General features: G+C 71.7%; 18 protein-coding genes. All 18 read left to right on the forward strand.

What is annotated here, in order from left to right:
• Positions 1–6: 6 nt before the first annotated feature.
• A complete protein-coding gene (locus ACYVKF_RS15205) occupies positions 7–1,122 on the forward strand; it encodes a PAS domain-containing sensor histidine kinase (protein WP_056917510.1) in 1,116 nt (371 codons plus the stop codon).
• Between the two features lie 372 nt (positions 1,123–1,494).
• Positions 1,495–2,589: a phenylalanine--tRNA ligase subunit alpha gene (gene pheS, locus ACYVKF_RS15210; protein ID WP_460967513.1), complete on the forward strand. Its 1,095-nt coding sequence runs from the start codon at positions 1,495–1,497 to the stop codon at positions 2,587–2,589.
• On the forward strand, positions 2,589–5,135 hold the full coding sequence (gene pheT, locus ACYVKF_RS15215; RefSeq protein ID WP_460967515.1) for a phenylalanine--tRNA ligase subunit beta: 2,547 nt from the start codon (positions 2,589–2,591) through the stop codon (positions 5,133–5,135). Before pheS ends, pheT begins: the two co-directional genes overlap by 1 nt.
• 11 nt (positions 5,136–5,146) lie before the next feature.
• Positions 5,147–5,887: an SDR family oxidoreductase gene (locus ACYVKF_RS15220; RefSeq protein WP_056917855.1), complete on the forward strand. Its 741-nt coding sequence runs from the start codon at positions 5,147–5,149 to the stop codon at positions 5,885–5,887.
• Between the two features lie 86 nt (positions 5,888–5,973).
• Positions 5,974–7,017, forward strand: coding sequence for an N-acetyl-gamma-glutamyl-phosphate reductase (gene argC, locus ACYVKF_RS15225; protein ID WP_460967517.1), 1,044 nt, complete (start codon positions 5,974–5,976; stop codon positions 7,015–7,017).
• Positions 7,014–7,424 carry an ACT domain-containing protein gene (locus ACYVKF_RS15230; RefSeq protein WP_235529260.1) on the forward strand — a complete coding sequence of 137 codons (411 nt, stop codon included), beginning with the start codon at positions 7,014–7,016 and terminating at the stop codon, positions 7,422–7,424. The genes argC and ACYVKF_RS15230 overlap by 4 nt, the downstream gene beginning before the upstream one ends.
• Positions 7,421–8,572, forward strand: coding sequence for a bifunctional glutamate N-acetyltransferase/amino-acid acetyltransferase ArgJ (gene argJ, locus ACYVKF_RS15235; RefSeq protein WP_460967519.1), 1,152 nt, complete (start codon positions 7,421–7,423; stop codon positions 8,570–8,572). The genes ACYVKF_RS15230 and argJ overlap by 4 nt, the downstream gene beginning before the upstream one ends.
• Before the next feature lie 16 nt (positions 8,573–8,588).
• Positions 8,589–9,632, forward strand: a complete 1,044-nt coding sequence (gene argB / locus ACYVKF_RS15240) for an acetylglutamate kinase (RefSeq protein ID WP_460967521.1) — start codon at positions 8,589–8,591, stop codon at positions 9,630–9,632.
• The gene (locus ACYVKF_RS15245) at positions 9,632–10,867 is read left to right on the forward strand and encodes an acetylornithine transaminase (RefSeq protein ID WP_460967523.1); all 1,236 of its coding nucleotides are present in this window, start codon (positions 9,632–9,634) and stop codon (positions 10,865–10,867) included. Before argB ends, ACYVKF_RS15245 begins: the two co-directional genes overlap by 1 nt.
• On the forward strand, positions 10,864–11,796 hold the full coding sequence (gene argF / locus ACYVKF_RS15250) for an ornithine carbamoyltransferase (RefSeq protein WP_056917505.1): 933 nt from the start codon (positions 10,864–10,866) through the stop codon (positions 11,794–11,796). The genes ACYVKF_RS15245 and argF overlap by 4 nt, the downstream gene beginning before the upstream one ends.
• On the forward strand, positions 11,793–12,293 hold the full coding sequence (locus ACYVKF_RS15255) for an arginine repressor (RefSeq protein WP_056919859.1): 501 nt from the start codon (positions 11,793–11,795) through the stop codon (positions 12,291–12,293). Before argF ends, ACYVKF_RS15255 begins: the two co-directional genes overlap by 4 nt.
• Positions 12,294–12,404: 111 nt before the next feature.
• The gene (gene argH, locus ACYVKF_RS15260; RefSeq protein ID WP_460967526.1) at positions 12,405–13,874 is read left to right on the forward strand and encodes an argininosuccinate lyase; all 1,470 of its coding nucleotides are present in this window, start codon (positions 12,405–12,407) and stop codon (positions 13,872–13,874) included.
• Between the two features lie 164 nt (positions 13,875–14,038).
• Positions 14,039–14,329 (forward strand): hypothetical protein, encoded by a 291-nt coding sequence (locus tag ACYVKF_RS15265; protein ID WP_056917502.1) that lies wholly within the window; start codon positions 14,039–14,041, stop codon positions 14,327–14,329.
• Position 14,330: 1 nt separating this feature from the next.
• On the forward strand, positions 14,331–15,146 hold the full coding sequence (locus tag ACYVKF_RS15270) for a hypothetical protein (protein ID WP_460967528.1): 816 nt from the start codon (positions 14,331–14,333) through the stop codon (positions 15,144–15,146).
• A gap of 8 nt (positions 15,147–15,154) precedes the next feature.
• Positions 15,155–17,104, forward strand: a complete 1,950-nt coding sequence (locus tag ACYVKF_RS15275; RefSeq protein WP_082581036.1) for a fumarate reductase/succinate dehydrogenase flavoprotein subunit — start codon at positions 15,155–15,157, stop codon at positions 17,102–17,104.
• Entirely contained in the window at positions 17,101–17,853 is a 753-nt protein-coding gene (locus tag ACYVKF_RS15280; RefSeq protein WP_056919856.1) for a succinate dehydrogenase/fumarate reductase iron-sulfur subunit, read from the forward strand. Before ACYVKF_RS15275 ends, ACYVKF_RS15280 begins: the two co-directional genes overlap by 4 nt.
• Positions 17,817–18,506: a DNA-3-methyladenine glycosylase gene (locus ACYVKF_RS15285; RefSeq protein WP_235530784.1), complete on the forward strand. Its 690-nt coding sequence runs from the start codon at positions 17,817–17,819 to the stop codon at positions 18,504–18,506. Before ACYVKF_RS15280 ends, ACYVKF_RS15285 begins: the two co-directional genes overlap by 37 nt.
• A gap of 63 nt (positions 18,507–18,569) precedes the next feature.
• The gene (gene tyrS / locus ACYVKF_RS15290; protein WP_056917499.1) at positions 18,570–19,832 is read left to right on the forward strand and encodes a tyrosine--tRNA ligase; all 1,263 of its coding nucleotides are present in this window, start codon (positions 18,570–18,572) and stop codon (positions 19,830–19,832) included.
• Positions 19,833–20,222 lie beyond the last annotated feature (390 nt).

The raw sequence follows: 20,222 nt of genomic DNA on the forward strand, positions 1-20,222 counted from the left end.
CCCCGCATGGACTACCGGCCCGGAGCCATCCTCGACGCCGAGCGGGCCGCCATGGCCAGCGAGGTCCTCCCCGACGGCCTCATCGCCGCCGAGGCGGACGCGAGGATCAGCTTCCTCAACCGCCGCGCGGCGAAGGTCCTCGGCATGCGTGCCCGCGACCTCGTCGGCCGCGACATCCGTGAGGCGCTCACGCTGCGCGACAGCGACGGCACCGACTGGTGGGACGTCACGGACCCGTGGCGCGGGCTCAACATCCGCACGGGCCACCGCGAGAAGTTCCTCATGCTCGAGGGTGGCCGCGAGGTCCTCGTCACCGCGAAGTACCTGCGGCCGGGGCGCAACCAGCCGGTCAACCGGGTCATCGTCATGGTCCGCGACGCCGAGGCCCGCCGCCGCCTCGAGGCCGACCACGCCGCCCTCATCTCGACCGTCGCCCACGAGCTGCGTTCCCCGCTGACGTCCGTCAAGGGCTTCTCGTCGACGCTGCTGCGTCGCTGGGACCGCTTCACCGACGACCAGAAGCGCCTCATGATCGAGACGATCGAGGCAGACGCCGACCGGGTCACCCGGCTCATCACCGAGCTGCTCGACATCTCGCGCATCGACGCGGGCCGCCTGCAGATCCGCCCCCAGCCCGTCGACGTCGCCGCGGTCTACGGGCGGCACGTCGAGCGCGCGGTGGCCTCCGGGCAGGACCGCGAGCGGTTCGCGATCGAGGTCCAGGACGACCTGCCCGAGGTGTGGGCGGACCCCGACCGGCTCGACCAGATCCTGTCCAACCTCATCGAGAACGCGTTCCGCCACGGCGAGGGTGTCGTCACCCTCGCGGCGAGCAAGGCCTGCGGGGACGCCCAGGAGCTGCTCGAGTCCAAGGGCCACCACCACCAGGGGATCGACCTCGTGGTGAGCGACCAGGGCAAGGGCATCCCCGACGACCACCGGGACATCGTCTTCAGCCGGTTCTGGCACGGCGCGAGCCGGGGGAGCACCGGCCTGGGCCTCTACGTCGTCAAGGGCCTGGTCGAGGCGCACGGTGGCCAGGTGCAGGTGGAGTCGGCCCCCGGCGGTGGGGCGCAGTTCCGCCTGAGCCTGCCGTCGGAGCCGCCGGACTACCTCGCGTGAGCGCGTCAGCCGCCCACGGAACCTGGTTGCGTGGCCACGCGGTCCTGGGTCAGGCTGGTGCCATGACCCGTCTCGCCGAGCGATTTACCGCGCCTTCGGACGCGGTCGCACGGCTGCGCTGAGGGCACCCACCGCGGACGGTCCCGTCCCGCGCGCGCCGGCTCGGCGCCATACCCGTATGCGGGGTGGCCACCACCGAGCCCCCGCTCCGCCCCGCGCCTGCTCGCCGCCACCGAAGGCGCAACCCAGCCCCCAACCCAACACCGGGGACGCCGTCGTGCGCCCCTAGACTCGGTGGGCCCGACCCGGGCGCCGAGCCGTGCGCGCCCACGGGTGGAGAGCCCCCGAGGCTGCGCCGACAGAGGAAGTGGCATGTCAGGACCCAACAAGCAGTACGACCCGGTCGAGGTCGCAGCGCTCGATCCTGCGGTGATCGACCAGGCCGTCGCCGACGCCGTGGCAGCGATCGCCGCAGCCGACTCGCTCGACGCGCTCAAGGCGGCCCGCCTCGCGCACCAGGGGGAGAAGAGCCCTCTGGCGCTGGCGAACCGTGAGATCGGTGCCCTGCCGCCGAGCGCCAAGGCCGAGGCCGGAAAGCGCGTCGGGCAGGCGCGTGGTCGTGTCGGACAGGCGCTCACGGCCCGGCAGGCCGAGCTCGAGGCCGAGCGCGACGAGCGGATCCTCGTCGAGGAGACCATGGACCTCACGGTTCGCGCGCCGCGGCGCCCGCTGGGGGCCCGCCACCCGATCAGCCTCGTGTCCGAGCGGATCGAGGACATCTTCGTGGCCATGGGCTGGGAGATCGCCGAGGGTCCCGAGGTCGAGTCCGAGTGGCTGAACTTCGACGCCCTCAACCTGTCGCCGGACCACCCCGCCCGTGGTGAGGCCGACACGTTCTTCGTCGCGCCGGCCGGCAGCGGCCTGGTGCTGCGCACGCACACCTCGCCAGTGCAGATCCGCACGATGCTCGATCGCGAGCCGCCCATCTACGTCCTCTGCCCGGGCAAGGTGTTCCGCACCGACGACCTCGACGCGACCCACACGCCGGTGTTCCACCAGTTCGAGGGCCTGGTCGTCGACGAGGGCATCACGATGGCCCACCTCAAGGGCGCGCTCGACGCGTTCGTCCAGCGACTGTTCGGTGACGGCATCGTCACGCGGCTGCGCCCCAACTACTTCCCCTTCACCGAGCCCAGCGCCGAGATCGACTGCCAGTGCTGGGTCTGCGGCGGCCAGGACCCGTCCTGCCGCACGTGTGGCGGCACCGGCTGGATCGAGCTCGGTGGCTGCGGCATGGTCAACCAGCGGGTGCTGCGGGCCGCCGGCGTCGACCCCGAGCGCTACTCCGGGTTCGCCTTCGGCCTCGGCATCGAGCGGTCGCTGATGCTGCGCCACGGCGTGGGGGACATGCACGACATCGTCGAGGGAGACGTCCGTTTCTCCCGCCAGTTCGGAATGGAGATCTGATGCACGCGCCCGTGTCCTGGCTTCGTGAGCTGGCCGACGTGCCCGCCGACGCCACCGGTGCCGACATCGCCGCCGCCCTCGTCCGCGTGGGGCTCGAGGAGGAGGGGCTGAGCGGTGGCGACATCAAGGGCCCCATCGTCGTCGGCCGCGTCCTGACCGTCGAGCCCGAGCCGCAGAAGAACGGCAAGACGATCAACTGGTGCACCGTCGACGTCGGGGAGCACGGCCAGCGGGTGACCGAGGGCAAGGCCCAGGAGATCGTCTGCGGGGCGCACAACTTCGGTCCCGGCGACCTCGTGGTCTGCGTCCTCCCGGGTGGGGTGCTGCCCGGCGGTTTCGAGATCTCGGCGCGCAAGACCTACGGCCACGTCTCCAACGGCATGATCTGCTCGGCCCGCGAGCTCGGGCTCGGCGACGACCACGACGGCATCATCGTCCTGTCGACCCTCCTGGGCGCCGAAGCCGCCGCCGCGCTCACGCCCGGTGACGACGCCATCGAGCTGCTCGGGCTGGCCGACGAGGTCGTCGAGGTCAACGTCACCCCGGACCGCGGCTACTGCTTCTCGCTGCGGGGCATCGCCCGCGAGTACGCCCTGTCGACCGGTGGTGTGTTCCGTGACCCGGCCCACCTCGACGTCGCAGCAGCCAACGACGACGGGTATGCCGTGAACGTCACCGACGGGTCGCCGATCGACGGCGTCCCCGGGTGCGACCGGTACGTCGCGCGCATCGTGCGCGGTGTCGACACCACGGCCGCCACGCCGCAGTGGATGAGCAAGCGCCTCACCCAGCTCGGCATGCGGCCCATCTCGCTGGCTGTCGACGTCACCAACTACGTGATGATGCTGCTCGGCCAGCCGTTGCACGCCTTCGACCTGTCGACCCTGTCCGGTGGCGTCGGCACGCGCCGGGCCCGGCCGGGCGAGAAGCTCACCACGCTGGACGACGTCGCCCGGGCGCTGGACCCCCAGGACCTGCTCATCGTCGACGGCGACGACCGACCGCTGGCGATCGCCGGCGTCATGGGTGGCGAGTCGTCCGAGGTGACGGCCGCGACGACCGACGTGCTCATCGAGGCAGCGCACTTCGACCCGATCTCGGTGGCCCGGTCCTCGCGACGGCACAAGCTCACCACCGAGGCGTCCAAGCGGTTCGAGCGCGGGGTCGACCCGGCGGTGGCCGCTGCCGCCGCCCAGCTCGCCGTCGACCTGCTCGTCACCCACGGTGGTGGCACGGCGGACCCCGGTGTCACGGACGTGGACCAGCGCTCGTCGCGCGGCCCCATCACCTTCGACACGACGCTGCCCACCCGCTACGTCGGGCTCGACTACCCCCAGGACGAGGTCGTCGGCACGCTGCGTGCCATCGGCTGCGACGTCACCGACGAGGGCGTCGCCGAGGGTGGTGTCGTCGTCTCGGTGCTGCCCCCGACCTGGCGCCCCGACCTGACCGACGGGCCGGACCTGGTGGAGGAGGTCGCGCGCGTCCGCGGGTACGACCAGATCCCGTCCGTCCTGCCGACCCCCAGGGCCGGGCACGGACTGACCCACGGCCAACGGGTTCGCCGGGTCGTGGCGAACACGCTCGCGCAGCAGGGGCTCGTGGAGGTGCTGACCTACCCGTTCGTGGCTCCTGGCCTCTTCGACGCCCTGGGCTACGCGCCCCAGGACGTCCGGCGCCGCGCCGAGTCGCTCGTCAACCCGCTGTCCGACGAGCTGCCGCTGCTGCGCACCTCGGTGCTCGACACGTTGCTGGAGGCGTTGCGGCGCAACGTCGCCCGCGGTCAGCGCGATGTCGCGGTCTACGAGCTCGGACTGGTGACCATCGGTCGTGACGAGCCGTCGAAGGCGCCCGTCCCCGGCATCGAGGTCAAGCCGGACGACGAGACGCTGGCACGGATCCGCGCTGCCGTGCCGGACCAGCCACGGCACGTCGCCATGGCGGCCGCCGGCGACGTCGAGCGGGGCGGCCCGTGGGGCCCCGGCCGCAAGGTGGATGCCTCCGACGCGGTCGCCTGGGCGCTGTCCCTGGGGACGGCCCTCGGCCTCGACCTGGTCGTCACCGCCACCGAGCGTGCGCCCTGGCACCCCGGCCGGGTGGCAGGCATCACGCTCCAGGACGGCACGGTCGTCGGGTACGCCGGCGAGCTGCACCCGAAGGTCACCTCCGCCCTCGACCTCCCGGCGCGCACCGTGGCCGCCGAGCTCGACGTGGACGTGCTCGTGGCCGCCACCGGGGTCCCGCTGCAGGCGACCGAGCTGTCGACCTACCCGCCGGCCCACACCGACGTGGCGCTGGTCGTCGCGGAGGACGTGCCTGCGGCTCACGTCGAGGCGGCGCTGCGGTCGGGCGCCGGCGACCGGCTCGAGTCCGTGCAGCTGTTCGACATCTACCGGGGCGAGCAGGTGGGCGACGGTCACAAGTCCCTGGCCTACCGGCTCACCTTCCGGGCCGCCGAGCGCACCCTGACCACCGACGAGGTCAGCGCCCTGCGCGATGCCGCCGTCGCTGCAGCCACGGAGCGCACCGGCGCGGTGCAGCGGTGACCGTGGCCGCGATGTCGAGCGCCCCGGTCGTCGTCGTCACCGGCGCGTCCCGGGGGATCGGCCGACACCTCGCCGACGCCTTCGAGCAGGCCGGGTATGCCGTGGAGCGGGGCTCCAGCGCCGTCGCGGACGTGACGGACCGGGTGGCCGTCGAGCGGTGGGTGGGCGAGGTGCTGGGCCGTCACGGCCGGATCGACGTGCTCGTCAACAACGCCGGCGTCATCGACACCGAGGTGCCGATCCACGAGGCGGACCCCGAGGAGTGGTGGCGCACCATGGAGGTCAACGTCCGCGGGCCGTTCCTCGTGACCCACGCCGTCCTGCCGCACATGGTGGCCGCAGGCTCTGGCCGGGTGATCAACGTCAACAGCGGTGCCGGGGTGCGTCCGGGCGCCGTGGCGTCGGCCTACAACGCCAGCAAGACGGCCCTGGCCAGGCTGACCGGTTCCACGGACCTCGCCGGGCGTGACCACGGCGTCTTCGCCTTCGACCTGGCCCCCGGGGTCGTGCGCACCGACATGACCGAGGCGATGGTGGCGCACGTGAGCCGGACCGAGTGGACCGACCCGGGCGAGGTCACCGCCCTGGCCCTTGCCCTCGCGGCCGGGGAGCACGACGTGTGGTCGGGCCGCATGGTCCGGGCCGGGGTGGACACCCCGGCGTCGCTGCGCGACCGGGCCGCGGGCGGGCTGGATGCCGCGGACCGCACGATCACGCTCGTGCCATGGGGGGACGACGACCCGCTGGGTTGAGACCCGGCACGGCGCCCCGCACGGAGGGTGTCCGGACAACAAGCACGTGACTGCATGAACTCTCATTGGGGTGTATGTTCATGCACATGCAGCGCGTGGCAGTCGCCGGAGCCAGTGGCTACGCCGGGGGAGAGATCCTCCGGCTCCTGCTGGCGCACCCCGACGTGGAGATCGGCGCGGTCACGGCCGCCTCGAGCGCCGGGCAGCTGCTCGGCGCCGTCCACCCGCACCTCACGCCGCTCGCCGGCCGCGTGATCGAGGAGACCACGCCCGAGACGCTCGCCGGCCACGACGTCGTCCTGCTCGCCCTTCCGCACGGGCACTCCGGTGCCCTGGCATCCCAGCTCGCGGACGACGTCGTCGTCATCGACTGTGGCGCCGACTTCCGGCTGGCGAGCTCCGCGGCCTGGGAGGCGTTCTACGACACCCCGTACGCCGGCGCCTGGGCGTACGGCCTCCCCGAGCTGCCGGTGGGTCACGGCGAGCAGCAGCGCGCAGTCCTCGCGGGGGAGCGGCACGTCGCCGTGCCCGGGTGCTACCCGACGGCGGTGTCCCTGGCCCTCGCGCCGGGCTACGCGGGCGGCGTCCTCGCCCCGCAGGACGTCGTCGTGGTCGCCGCGTCGGGCACCTCCGGCGCCGGGAAGTCCCTCAAGCCCCACCTGCTGGGCGCCGAGGTCATGGGTGCCATGTCGCCATACGGGGTCGGCGGCACGCACCGCCACACCCCGGAGATCGAGCAGAACCTCACCCGCGCCGCGGGTGAACCCGTCACCGTCTCGTTCACGCCCACGCTGGCTCCGATGCCCCGCGGGATCCTCGCGACGTGCACGGCGCCGCTCGCCGAGGGCGTCGACCCCTCGAGCGTCCGGTCCGTGTGGGAGGAGGCGTATGCCGCGGAGCCGTTCGTGCACGTGCTGCCCCAGGGGTCCTGGCCGTCGACGGGCAGCGTCCTCGGGAGCAACAGCGTCCACCTGCAGGTCGTCGTCGACGAGCGCGTCGGCCGCGTGGTCGTCGTCGCGGCGATCGACAACCTCACCAAGGGGACGGCCGGCGCAGCGGTCCAGTGCCTGAACCTCGCCCTCGGCCTCCCGGAGACGACCGGCCTCCCCGCAGCGGGGGTGGCACCGTGAGCCTGCCCCTGCACCTCATGCGCCACGACCAGGCCGTCGCGTTCGTCCGGCTGCCCGCCGGCGAGGAGCCGTCGTGGGACTGGCGGACCGGCCCGTTGGCGTCGATCACGTACACCGACAGCGAGACCTCGATCGTCTCGGCGTTCGACACGCTCCCCGACGGGGTCCAGAAGGAAGGACCGCTCACGGCGTTCGAGATCGCCGGGCCCCTCGACTTCACCATGGTCGGCGTCCTCGCCGGCCTGCTGGAACCCCTGGCACGCAAGAAGATCAGCATCCTCGCGCTCTCGACCTACGACACCGACTGGATCCTCGTGGACAGCGACCGTGCCGACGACGCGATGGACACCTGGCGCCGCGGTGGGCACACCGTCGCGCCGGCCAAGCTCTCCGGAGGCCTCTCGTGAGCACCACCACCCCAGCCGGGTTCCGCGCTGCCGGCGTCGCCGCCGGGCTGAAGAGCACGGGTGCACCGGACCTGGCGCTCGTCGTCAACGACGGGCCCGACCACCACGCCGCTGCCGTCTTCACGAGCAACCGGGTGGAGGCCGCCCCGGTGACGTGGTCGCGACAGGTCCTCACCGACGGTCGCGTCGATGCCGTCGTCCTCAACTCGGGCGGGGCGAACGCCTGCACCGGGGCCCAGGGCTTCGCCGACACGCATGCCACCGCGGAGAAGGTCGCCGACGTCCTGGGTGTCTCGGCGGGGGACGTGGTCGTCTGCTCGACCGGGCTCATCGGTGAGCTCCTCCCGATGGACAAGGTGCTCGGGGGCGTGGACGCCGCCGCGGCCGCCCTGCACGCCGACGGCGGCGAGGATGCGGCCGTGGCCATCAAGACCACGGACACCGTGCACAAGCAGGCCATCGCGCAGCGGGACGGGTGGAGCGTCGGCGGGATGGCCAAGGGCGCGGGCATGCTCGCCCCGGCCCTGGCCACGATGCTGGTCGTCGTGACCACGGACGCCGTCGTCACCGGCGGGGAGCTGGACGCGGTGCTGCGGGCGGCGACCGCTGCGACGTTCGACCGGATCGACTCCGACGGCTGCCAGTCGACCAACGACACCGTGGTGCTGCTCGCGTCCGGTGCGTCGGGCGTCACCCCCGGCGCCGACGAGCTCACGGCCGCGGTCACGGAGGTCTGCGCCGGCCTGGCCCGGCAGCTCATCGCCGATGCCGAGGGTGCCCACCACGACATCGCCATCGAGGTGCGGGCGGCCGCGAGCGAGGCGGACGCGCTCGAGGTGGCCCGCTCGATCGCTCGCAACAACCTCTTCAAGTGCGCCGTCTTCGGCAACGACCCCAACTGGGGGCGGGTGCTGGCAGCCGTCGGCACGACCCGGGCGGCCTTCGACCCCCACCAGCTCGACGTCGCGATGAACTCTGTCCAGGTGTGCCGGGCCGGCGGGGTGGGGGAGGACCGCTCCCTGGTCGACCTCACGGCACGCGAGGTGCACGTCCTCGTCGACCTCCACGCCGGCGACGCGACGGCGACGGTGTGGACCAACGACCTCACCCACGACTACGTCCACGAGAACTCGGCCTACTCGAGCTGAAGGCAGCCCAGACCCCATGACCGACACCACCAGCCCGGCCACCACCGCCCCGGCCACCACCGCCCCGACACCGAACGGGGCCACGACCACGAGCACGGTCCGCGGCCACATCGGGAAGGCCGCCCTGCGCGTGGCGCGGGGCAAGGCCCAGACGCTCGTCGAGGCCCTGCCGTGGCTCGAGCGTTTCCGCGGGTCGCTGGTCGTCGTCAAGTACGGCGGCAACGCCATGGTCGACGACGAGCTCAAGGCGGCGTTCGCCCAGGACGTCGCGTTCCTGCGCTACGCCGGCCTGCGTCCTGTGGTCGTCCACGGCGGCGGCCCGCAGATCGCCCAGATGCTCGGGCGCCTCGGCCTCGAGAGCGAGTTCCGCGGTGGCCTGCGCGTCACGACCCCCGAGGTGATGGACGTCGTCCGCATGGTGCTCACGGGGCAGGTGGGCCGTGAGCTGGTCGGCCTGCTCAACCAGCACGGCCCCGTGGCCGTCGGTCTCTCGGGCGAGGACGCAGGCCTGTTCGGCGCCCGTCGCCGAGGCACGGAGGTCGACGGCGAGGAGGTCGACCTCGGGCTCGTCGGCGACGTCGTCACGGTGAACCCCGGCGCGGTGCAGGACATCCTCGACGCCGGGCGGATCCCGGTGGTCTCGACAGTGGCGCCGGACCTCGACGTCGAGGGCCAGGTCCTCAACATCAACGCCGACACCGCTGCCGCTGCGCTGGCGGTCGCCCTCGGCGCCCACAAGCTCGTCATGCTCACCGATGTCGAGGGGGTGTACGCCGACTGGCCGGACCACGACTCCCTCCTGTCGTCGCTGTCGGTCAGCGGAGCCCGTGAGCTCCTCGGTCGTGTCGACGCCGGCATGATCCCCAAGCTCGAGGCCTGCGTCCGCGCCGTCGACAACGGGGTCCCGCAGGCCCACGTCATCGACGGACGCCAGCCGCACTCGTTGCTGCTCGAGGTGTTCACCTCCGAGGGGATCGGCACCATGGTCGTCCCCGACTCCGCGGCGCCGGCGGCTGCCTCCGCCGGAACCTCCACCGCCACGACGGAAGGCGACGCCTGATGGCCACCCGCAACGACGAGCTGCTCGACCGGTACGAGCACGCCGTCCTGGGCGTCTTCGGGCGTCCGCCCCTGGTCCTCTCCCACGGCGACGGCTGCTGGGTCTGGGACGTCGACGGCAAGCGCTACCTCGACCTCGTCGGCGGCATCGCGGTCAACTCCCTGGGCCACGGCCACCCGGCGCTGGTCGCGGCGATCAGCAAGCAGGCCGGTGAGGCGATCCATGTCTCCAACCTGTTCACCTCGCCCGGCCAGATCGCGCTGGCGGAGCGGATCCTCGGCATCGCCGACGCCCCGGCAGGGTCCGCGGTCTTCTTCGCGAACTCCGGCGCCGAGGCGATCGAGGCGGCCATCAAGCTCAGCCGGCGCACCGGCCGCAGCGGCATCGTGGCCGCGGAGGGCGCCTTCCACGGGCGCACCACCGGCGCCCTCGCCCTGACCCACAAGGCCGTCTACCGCGAGCCGTTCGCCCCGCTCATGCCCGGCATCAGCCACGTGCCGTACGGCGACGAGGCAGCCCTGCGCGCGGCCGTCGGACCCGACACGGGGGCACTGGTCCTCGAAGCGGTCCAGGGCGAGGCGGGCGTCATCGAGGCGGACGCGACCTACCTTCGGCTCGCCCGCGAGCTCACCACCGAGCACGGTGCCCTGCTCGTCGTCGACGAGATCCAGACCGGCATCGGGCGGACGGGCACGTGGTTCGCGTTCCAGCAGGCCGGGATCGTCCCGGACGCGATCACGCTGGCCAAGGGGCTCGGCGGCGGGGTGCCGATCGGCGCCCTGGTGACCTTCGGGTCCGACGTGTCCGGCCTCCTCACGGTGGGGCAGCACGGGTCGACGTTCGGCGGGAACCCGCTGGCCGCGGCTGCCGGGCTCGCCGTCATCGACACGATCGAGGAGCAGGGCCTGCTCGCGCACACGACGGCAGCGGGCCAGCACCTCGCGGACGCCGTTGCAGCACTGCAGCATCCGCTCGTCACCGGGGTGCGGGGGAAGGGTCTGCTCCGGGCGATCACCCTGGCCGAACCCGTGGCGGCGCACGTCGCGGCCGCCGCCCGGGACGCAGGGTTCATCGTCAACCCGGTGGCCCCCGACGCGCTTCGGCTCGCACCCCCGCTCGTCGTGACCACCGACCAGCTGGACCTGTTCGTGGCAGCCCTCCCCGGTCTGCTTGACGCAGCCCTCGACGCCACCCGTGCCGCCGCGCCGGCCGCCACCACGAAGGACGCCCGATGACCCGCCACTTCCTGCGTGACGACGACCTCACCGCCGACGAGCAGGCGCTGGTCCTGCAGCGGGCGCTGGAGCTCAAGGCCGCGCCATACTCCCGCACCCCGCTGGCGGGGCCGCGCATCGTCTCCGTCGTCTTCGACAAGCCGACGCTCCGCACCCAGGTGTCGTTCGCGGGGGCGATCAGCGGCCTCGGCGGCCATCCCATGGTCGTCGACGGGAACCTCGCCCAGATCGGCACCCGCGAGTCCATCGCCGACGTCGCGCGCATCCTCGGTCCGCAGTCGGCCGCCATCGTCTGGCGGACGCACGGCCAGGAGCGGATCGAGGAGATGGCGCGGTACGCCGGGGTGCCCGTGGTCAACGCCCTCACCGACGAGTTCCACCCGTGCCAGATCCTCGCGGACCTCCTGACCGTGCTGGAGCACAAGGGATCCCTGCGCGGCCTGTCCTTCGCCTACGTCGGTGACGGGGCGAACAACATGGCGCACTCCTACCTCCTCGGCTGCGCCCTGGCGGGCATGCACGTGCGCATCGGCACGCCCGCGAGCCACCAGCCCGACGCCGCGATCCTCGCTCGCGCACAGGAGATCGCGGCCGAGCAGGGTGGCTCGGTCGTCGTCACCGGCGAGGCGTCGGAGGCCGTCGCTGGGGCCGACGTCGTCGTCACCGATACCTGGGTGTCGATGGGCATGGAGGAGGAGAAGGGCGACCGCCAGGGAGCGCAGAGCCCGTTCGTGCCGTTCGCGGTGACCGAGTCGCTCATGGGCGGGGCGGCCGCGGATGCCGTCTTCCTGCACTGCCTCCCGGCCTACCGTGGGTACGAGGTCGAGGCTGCCGTCATCGACGGCCCGCAGTCGCTCGTCTGGGACGAGGCGGAGAACCGGCTGCACGCCCAGAAGGCGCTGCTGTCCTTCCTCCTGGAGGACGCATGACGATCGCCGCGACCCGCACCGGGCGCCAGCGCCGGATCGTCGAGCTGCTCGGACGGCACGAGGTGCGTTCGCAGGGCGACCTCCTCACGCTGCTGGCCCAGGACGGCATCGAGGTCACCCAGGCCACGCTCTCCCGGGACCTCCTCGAGATCGGCGCCGTCAAGGTCCGCGCCGGCCGCTCCCTCGTGTATGCCGTGCCGGGGGAGGGCGGGGACCGCACCGCCCGCCCCGCCGCTGACGGGACGGCCCTCACCGCTCGGCTCCGGCGGGTGTGCGAGGAGCTGCTCGTCACCGCCGAGCCGTCCCACAACCTCGTCGTGCTGCGGACCCCGCCCGGAGCGGCGAACTTCCTCGCCTCCGCCATCGACCACGCGAACCTGGCAGGGGTCCTCGGCACCATCGCGGGCGACGACACCATCATGATCATCACGACCGGCCCGGCCGCCAGCCGCCGTACGGCGGGCGACCTGCTGGCCCTCGCCGGCACGACCGACTGACGTGGGCCCGGCCGTGCCCCGAGCACGACCGCACCCCACCGCGGACCCGACCGCAGACCGCACCGCAGACCCGACCGCAGACCCGACCGCACGCCCTACCCAGGAGCACCTGTGAGCCCCGACAGCCCGACCCCCACCGACGCGCCCGACCAGCCGCAGACCGGCAAGGTCAGCCTCTGGGGTGGTCGCTTCGCCGGTGGTCCCGCCGACGCCCTGGCGGCACTGAGCAAGTCGACCCACTTCGACTGGCGCCTCGCGCCGTACGACCTCGCCGGCTCCCGCGCCCACGCCCGGGTGCTGCACACCGCCGGCCTGCTTGACGACGCCACCCTCGAGGCGATGCTCGCCGGGCTGGCCCAGCTGGCCGCCGACGTCGAGTCCGGGGCGTTCGCACCCGCCGAGGACGACGAGGACGTGCACACCGCCCTCGAGCGCGGGCTCATCGAGCGCGCCGGAGCGGACGTGGGTGGGCGCCTGCGCGCCGGCCGTTCGCGCAACGACCAGGTCGCCACGCTGTTCCGCATGTACCTGCGCGACCACGCGCGCTCGGTCGCGGCGCTGGTCCTCGACGTCGTCGACGCCCTCGTCTCTCAGGCGTCCCGCCATCCCGAGGTCGCCATGCCCGGCCGGACCCACCTCCAGCACGCCCAGCCCGTCCTGCTCGCCCACCACCTCCTCGCGCACGCCTGGGCGCTGCTGCGCGACGTCCAGCGGCTGCAGGACTGGGACGTGCGGGCGGCGGTGTCGCCGTACGGCTCCGGGGCCCTGGCCGGTTCGTCGCTCGGTCTCGATCCGGAGGCGGTGGCGGCCGACCTCGGGTTCACGTCCGCGGTCGAGAACTCCATCGACGGCACCGCGTCGCGGGACTTCGTCGCCGAGATGGCGTTCGTCGCAGCGATGACCGCGGTGGACATCTCGCGGCTGGCCGAGGAGGTCGTCCTCTGGGCGACCAAGGAGTTCTCCTTCGTGGCGCTGGACGACGCCTACTCGACGGGGTCGAGCATCATGCCGCAGAAGAAGAACCCCGACGTGGCCGAGCTGGCCCGGGGCAAGGCCGGTCGGCTGGTCGGCGACCTCGCCGGGTTGATGACCACCCTCAAGGCGCTGCCGCTGGCCTACAACCGCGACCTGCAGGAGGACAAGGAGCCGGTGTTCGACGCGGTCGACACGCTCGAGGTCCTCCTGCCTGCGTTCAGCGGCATGGTGGAGACGATGAAGTTCAACACCGAACGACTGGCCTCCCTTGCGCCGCAGGGCTTCTCGCTGGCCACCGACATCGCGGAGTGGCTCGTGCGGGAGGGGGTGGCCTTCCGGATCGCCCACGAGGTGGCCGGTGCCTGCGTGCGCGTGTGCGAGGGGCGCGGGATCGAGCTGTGGGACCTCACCGACGCCGACCTCGCAGCTATCTCGCCGCACCTCACCCCCGGCGTCCGGGACGTCCTGAGCGTCGAGGGGTCCCTGGCCTCGCGCAGCGCCAAGGGCGGCACGGCGCCCGTACGGGTCGCCGAGCAGCTGACCCGCGTCCAGCAGCAGGCCGCCGCGGCCCGCACGTGGGCCGGCACCCCCATCACGGTGCGCTGACGCCCCACCCCGCTCGGGGCGCTCCACGGCCGTCCGCGAGCCGGGTCACGCACGAGGACGAAACACGTTCGGCGCAGTCCCACGATTTCGGGCGCCCTTCGCGCTAGGTTCGGTGACGTGGGTCACAGGCGACCCGCCTCGACCTTCGCGACAAGGACGGTGCCATGGGTGTCAGCGACGACCTCACTGCGGCTGCGGGTCACGTGGCCGGACTGCGACGGGCGGTGACCGCGCTCTCCAAGGAGCTCGGCAACACCCTCGACGTCCAACGACTGCGCGACGACGTGGTTCGGCTGGCCGACGACGTCGACCTGCTGGCCCGCGGCGCCGGGGTGGGGTCGCAGGACCGTGCCGGTGGACCCGGCGAGATCGTCTTCATCACCGACGAGGAGTACGACCCCGCGCTGTGGTCGGACGCCGAGGACGAGGGCGTCGGCCCGTCCCGGGGCCACTGACGTGTCGAACGCCCCCTTCGGCGGAGGCGTCCACGCTCCCGGTCGGGCCCGCGTGGCCGCGCGCACGCTGCGCGAGGACCGGTGGTGGCTCCAGCCGCTCGTCACGTTCGTCTGCTTCACCGCGTGGCTGCTCTACGGCCTGGTGCGGGCGAGCCTGCAGAAGGACTACTTCGTCGCCGACTACGGCTACCTCACCCCGTTCTACTCCCCGTGCCTGTCGACCTCCTGCGTGCCGGGCTCGACCCACTTCGGCACGCCGTTCGGCCCGTGGCCGGCGCTCATCCCGTTCGCCGCCCTGACGCTGCCGTTCCTGCTGCTGTTCCGGTTGACCTGCTACTACTACCGCAAGGCCTACTACCGCTCGTTCTGGATGAGCCCGCCGGCGTGCGCCGTGCCCGAGGCGCACCGCTCCTACTCGGGCGAGACCCGCTTCCCCCTCATCATGCAGAACCTGCACCGCTACTTCTTCTACGCTGCCGTGCTCATCAGCCTGATCAACACGTATGACGTGCTGCACGCCTTCCGGGGCAAGGACGGCGGCTTCGGGCTGGGCCTGGGCACGTTGATCCTGCTCGCCAACGTGGTGCTGCTCTGGTGCTACACGCTCGGCTGCCACTCGTGCCGCAACATCGTCGGCGGCCGGCTCAACCACTTCAGCAAGCACCCGTTGCGCTACAAGGCCTGGGGGCTCGTGGGCAAGCTCAACGCCCGCCACATGACGTTCGCCTGGGTGACGCTCGGCAGCCTCGTCGTCACCGACGCCTACATCGCCCTGGTCTCCTCGGGGACCCTCTCCGACCTGCGCCTCATCAACTAGGAGCCTGCGTGACCGACGTCGAACCCCTCGAACGGCACGACTACGACGTCATCGTCATCGGTGCCGGTGGTGCCGGCCTGCGTGCGGCGATCGAGGCGCGGGAGCAGGGCCTGCGGGTCGCGGTCATCTGCAAGAGCCTCTTCGGCAAGGCGCACACCGTCATGGCCGAGGGTGGCATCGCGGCCTCGATGGGCAACGCGAACGAGAAGGACAGCTGGCAGGTCCACTTCCGCGACACCCTGCGGGGCGGCAAGTTCCTCAACAACCCGCGGATGGCCGAGCTGCACGCGAAGGAGGCCCCCCAGCGCGTGTGGGAGCTGGAGACGTATGGCGCGCTGTTCGACCGCACGCCCGACGGCCGGATCAGCCAGCGCAACTTCGGCGGCCACGAGTACCCGCGCCTCGCCCACGTCGGCGACCGCACCGGCCTGGAGCTGATCCGCACCCTCCAGCAGAAGATCGTCAGCCTCCAGCAGGACGACCACCGCGAGACCGGCGACTACGAGTCACGGTTGCGGGTGTTCGCCGAGCTCACCGTCACGGACGTCCTCAAGGACGCGTCGGGGGCCGTCTCGGGGGCCTTCGGCTACTGGCGGGAGACGGGCAGCTTCGTGGTGTTCTCGGCACCGGCGATCATCCTGGCGACCGGTGGCATCGGGAAGTCGTTCAAGGTCACCAGCAACTCGTGGGAGTACACCGGCGACGGACACGCCCTGGCCCTGCGCGCCGGTGCGGCCCTGGTCAACATGGAGTTCATCCAGTTCCACCCGACAGGCATGGTCTGGCCCCCGTCCGTCAAGGGAATCCTCGTCACCGAGTCGGTGCGCGGCGACGGGGGAGTGCTGCGCAACTCCGAGGGCAAGCGCTTCATGTTCGACTACGTCCCCGACGTCTTCCGTGGGCAGTACGCCGACACGGAGGAGGAGGCGGACCGCTGGTACAAGGACCCGGAGAACAACAAGCGGCCACCCGAGCTGCTGCCGCGCGACGAGGTCGCGCGCGCGATCAACAGCGAGGTGAAGGAGGGGCGGGGATCGCCGCACGGCGGGGTGTTCCTCGACGTGTCGACCCGGCTCCCCGCGGAGGAGATCACCCGCAGGCTCCCGTCGATGCACCACCAGTTCAAGGAGCTCGCCGACGTCGACATCACGGCAGAGCCGATGGAGGTCGGGCCGACCTGCCACTACGTCATGGGTGGCGTCGAGGTCGACGCCGACACGGCGGCCACGGCCGTGCCCGGTCTGTACGCCGCCGGCGAGGTGGCGGGCGGCATGCACGGCTCGAACCGGCTCGGTGGCAACAGCCTGTCCGACCTCCTCGTGTTCGGTCGGCGGGCGGGAGCTGGAGCGTCGGAATACGTTGCGGCTCTGGGGGATTCCCGCCCCACGGTGAGCGAGGCGGACGTCCGGGCATCGGTGCAGACGGCGCTGGCGCCCTTCCGGGAGGCTTCGGAGAACCCCTACACCCTGCACAGCGAGATGCAGCAGAAGATGAACGACCTGGTCGGCATCATCCGGCGCGAGGGTGAGGTCCGCGAGGCGCTCGGGATGCTCGACGAGATGGACGAGCGGGTGAAGAGCGTCGGGGTGCAGGGGAAACGTCCCTTCAACCCCGGGTGGCACCTCGCCCTGGACCTGCGCAACATGCTGGCGGTGTGCCGCTGCGTCGCCCTGGCCGCGCTCGAGCGCACCGAGTCCCGCGGCGGTCACACCCGCGAGGACTTCCCGAAGATGGACCCCCAGTGGCGAGGGGTCAACCTCATCTGCACGCTGGACGACGCGGGGGACGTGGCCCTGAAGCACCAGCCGGTGCCAGAGATCCGCCAGGACCTGCTCGAGCTGTTCGAACGCAGCGAGCTGGCCAAGTACCTCACCGACGCGGAGCTGGCCCGCCGCGACGGACCGCCGGCATCACAGCCGGGGGCAGCGCAGGGGCCCGACGACGGGAGCGGGGCATGAGCTACGACGCGAAGTTCAGGGTCTGGCGCGGGGACGCCGATGGTGGCGACCTGCAGGACTACACCGTCGAGGTCAACGAGGGCGAGGTCGTCCTCGACATCATCCACCGCCTCCAGGCGACGCAGACCCCGGACCTGGCCGTCCGGTGGAACTGCAAGGCCGGCAAGTGCGGATCGTGCAGCGCCGAGATCAACGGCCGCCCGCGACTGCTGTGCATGACCCGGATGAGCACCTTCGAGGAGGACCAGACCATCACGGTGACGCCGCTGCGGACCTTCCCTGTGCAGCGCGACCTCGTCACCGACGTCTCGTTCAACTACCAGAAGGCGCGCGAGGTCCAGGCGTTCTCGCCACCCGAGGGTCTGCAGCCGGGGGAGTACCGCATGCAGCAGGTCGATGTGGAGCGCAGCCAGGAGTTCCGCAAGTGCATCGAGTGCTTCCTGTGCCAGGACGTCTGCCACGTGGTGCGCGACCACGAGGACAACAAGCAGGCCTTCGCCGGGCCGCGGTTCCTCATGCGGGTCGCCGAGCTCGACATGCACCCGCTCGACAGTGCCGACCGGCGGCCGGCGGCACGCGAGGAGCACGGCCTCGGCTACTGCAACATCACCAAGTGCTGCACCGAGGTCTGCCCCGAACACATCAAGATCACCGACAACGCGCTCATCCCGCTCAAGGAGCGTGTCGTCGACCGTCACTACGATCCCGTGGTGTGGCTGGGCAACAAGATCCGTCGGCGCAAGGACTGAGTCCCGTCCGGCTCGGGCGCCGCCTCTCACGGTCATTCTTCGCGCGTGACGTCCTCACCGTCGCCCCGGCCCTGCTCGGCGCCACGATCAGCCATGCCGGCGTGACGGTGCGGCTCACCGAGGTGGAGGCGTATGCCGGGGAATCCGACCCCGGGTCGCACGCCTTCCGGGGTCCCACCCCGCGGACGGCCGTGATGTTCGGGCCGGCGGGCCACCTCTACGTCTACTTCACGTACGGGATGCACTGGTGCGCCAACATCGTGTGCGGCGACGACGGCGCGGCGAGTGCCGTGCTGCTGCGGGCCGGCGAGGTGGTGGAGGGGGAGGACGTGGCCGCGCTGCGACGGCACGGGATCCGCCGTCGCGACTGGGCCCGCGGACCGGCGCGGCTCGCGACGACGCTGGCCCTCGACGGTGCCCAGACGGGCCTCGATGCCTGTGCCGCCGGGACGGGAGTGGTCCTCCGTGCGCCCGGCACCCCCACCGACCCAGCGCTCGTACGGACGGGGCCACGGGTCGGGGTGGCCGGAGCCGGGGGCGACGGCGACGCGCACCCGTGGCGGTTCTGGCTCGCGGACGAACCGAGCGTCTCGGTGTACCGACCGGCACCGAATCGACCAACCACGTCCCGTGCACGCCATACCGGGTCATAGGGCAGGCTGTGCTCGTGCCTGCGGTTCCGCGGCACGACCCACCGGACAAGGAGAACCCACATCGTGAGCGACATCTTCGACGAGCTGCAGTGGCGAGGACTGGTGGCGCAGACCACCGACGAGTCCGCGCTGCGCCAGGCACTCGCCGACGGGCCGATCACGGCGTATTGCGGTTTCGACCCGACGGCTCCGTCGCTGCACTTCGGCAACCTCGTGCAGCTGATCGTCATGCGACACCTGCAACGGGCCGGGCACCGGATCATCTGTCTCGTGGGGGGTTCGACGGGACTGATCGGCGACCCACGACCGTCGTCCGAGCGGATCCTCAAGACCAAGGAGCAGACGGCCGAGTGGGTCGCCGGCATCCAGGAGCAGGTCCGTCCCTTCCTCGACTTCGAGGGGGACAACGCGGCGGTGATGGTCAACAACCTCGACTGGACGGCCCCGCTGTCCGCACTGGACTTCCTGCGCGACATCGGCAAGCACTTCAGGGTCAACCAGATGATCAAGAAGGACGCCGTCGCGGCACGGCTGAACAGCGACGAGGGGATCTCGTACACCGAGTTCAGCTACCAGATCCTCCAGGGGCTGGACTACCTCCAGCTCTACCGGGACTTCGGCTGCACGCTTCAGACCGGCGGCCAGGACCAGTGGGGCAACCTCACCGCCGGGTCCGACCTCATCCACCGGGTGGAGGGGAAGTCGGTGCACCTGCTGACCACGCCCCTGATCACCGATGCCGCGGGGACCAAGTTCGGCAAGAGCGAGGGCAACGCCATCTGGCTCAACAGCGAGATGACCAGCCCGTGGGCCTTCTACCAGTACTGGATCAACGTCGAGGACGCCTCGGTGGTCAAGCTGCTCAAGGTCTTCACCGACCGAGGGCCCGATGAGATCGCGCGCCTCGAGCAGTCGCTGGCGGAGAAGCCGTTCCTGCGGGAGTGCCAGAAGGCGCTGGCCGCTGACGTCACCACGCTCGTCCACGGAGCCGCAGCCACGGCAGCGGTGCAGGCGGCATCGGAGGCGCTGTTCGGGAAGGGCGACCTGACAGGGCTGGACGCTCGCACCCTGCGCGACGCCACCGGGGAGCTGCCGGGGGGTGAGGTCTCCGTCGGCATGTCGGTGACCGATGCCCTCGTCGCCGTCGGGCTGGTCGACTCCCGCAACGCGGCTCGCCGGGTCATCGGGGACGGGGGAGCCTCGCTGAACAACGTCAAGCTCTCCGACCCCGAGCAGGTCCTGGGGGAGGACGACTTCCTGCACGGCGAGGTGGCCCTGTTGCGCCGAGGTCGCAAGTCCCTGGCCGCGGGACGACGCGGAGCCTGAGCGCCCCGGATCCCGCCGTGGGAGACCTGCAGGGCGCTGACCTGCGGATTTGTCTTCTGCGGCGGGATCCGTCTAATGTTCTCGACGTCAGCCCGACAGGGAGGAACGGACACCACCGCGGTCACCACCGCGAAGAAGGCCGGTCCCGGGGCTGAACCCCACATGCAGTACAGTTCGACTCCGGCGCGATTCGTTGCGCCGAACAGAGAAGGACGTGGGGCTTTCCACCACGGTTTTCCCGCCGCGAAGCGGATTTGGGGAAACGACGCAGGAAAGCATACGATTGAGAGGTTGCCCCAGAGGCTTCGCCACACGGCGAACTGATGGTGTGCGTCCGATCCTTGAGAACTCAACAGCGTGTCAAAAATCGATGCCAATTACCTCGTCTCT

It is taken from the genome of Pedococcus soli, assembly GCF_054782575.1.

Coding starts and splice junctions, on each gene's coding strand:
- ACYVKF_RS15205 (WP_056917510.1), top strand. CDS start 7: ATGGACTACCGGCCCGGAGCCATCCTCGACGCCGAGCGGGCCGCCATG.
- ACYVKF_RS15220 (WP_056917855.1), top strand. CDS start 5,147: ATGTCGAGCGCCCCGGTCGTCGTCGTCACCGGCGCGTCCCGGGGGATC.
- ACYVKF_RS15245 (WP_460967523.1), top strand. CDS start 9,632: ATGGCCACCCGCAACGACGAGCTGCTCGACCGGTACGAGCACGCCGTC.
- pheT (WP_460967515.1), top strand. CDS start 2,589: ATGCACGCGCCCGTGTCCTGGCTTCGTGAGCTGGCCGACGTGCCCGCC.
- ACYVKF_RS15265 (WP_056917502.1), top strand. CDS start 14,039: ATGGGTGTCAGCGACGACCTCACTGCGGCTGCGGGTCACGTGGCCGGA.
- ACYVKF_RS15280 (WP_056919856.1), top strand. CDS start 17,101: ATGAGCTACGACGCGAAGTTCAGGGTCTGGCGCGGGGACGCCGATGGT.
- argC (WP_460967517.1), top strand. CDS start 5,974: ATGCAGCGCGTGGCAGTCGCCGGAGCCAGTGGCTACGCCGGGGGAGAG.
- pheS (WP_460967513.1), top strand. CDS start 1,495: ATGTCAGGACCCAACAAGCAGTACGACCCGGTCGAGGTCGCAGCGCTC.
- argF (WP_056917505.1), top strand. CDS start 10,864: ATGACCCGCCACTTCCTGCGTGACGACGACCTCACCGCCGACGAGCAG.
- argB (WP_460967521.1), top strand. CDS start 8,589: ATGACCGACACCACCAGCCCGGCCACCACCGCCCCGGCCACCACCGCC.
- ACYVKF_RS15255 (WP_056919859.1), top strand. CDS start 11,793: ATGACGATCGCCGCGACCCGCACCGGGCGCCAGCGCCGGATCGTCGAG.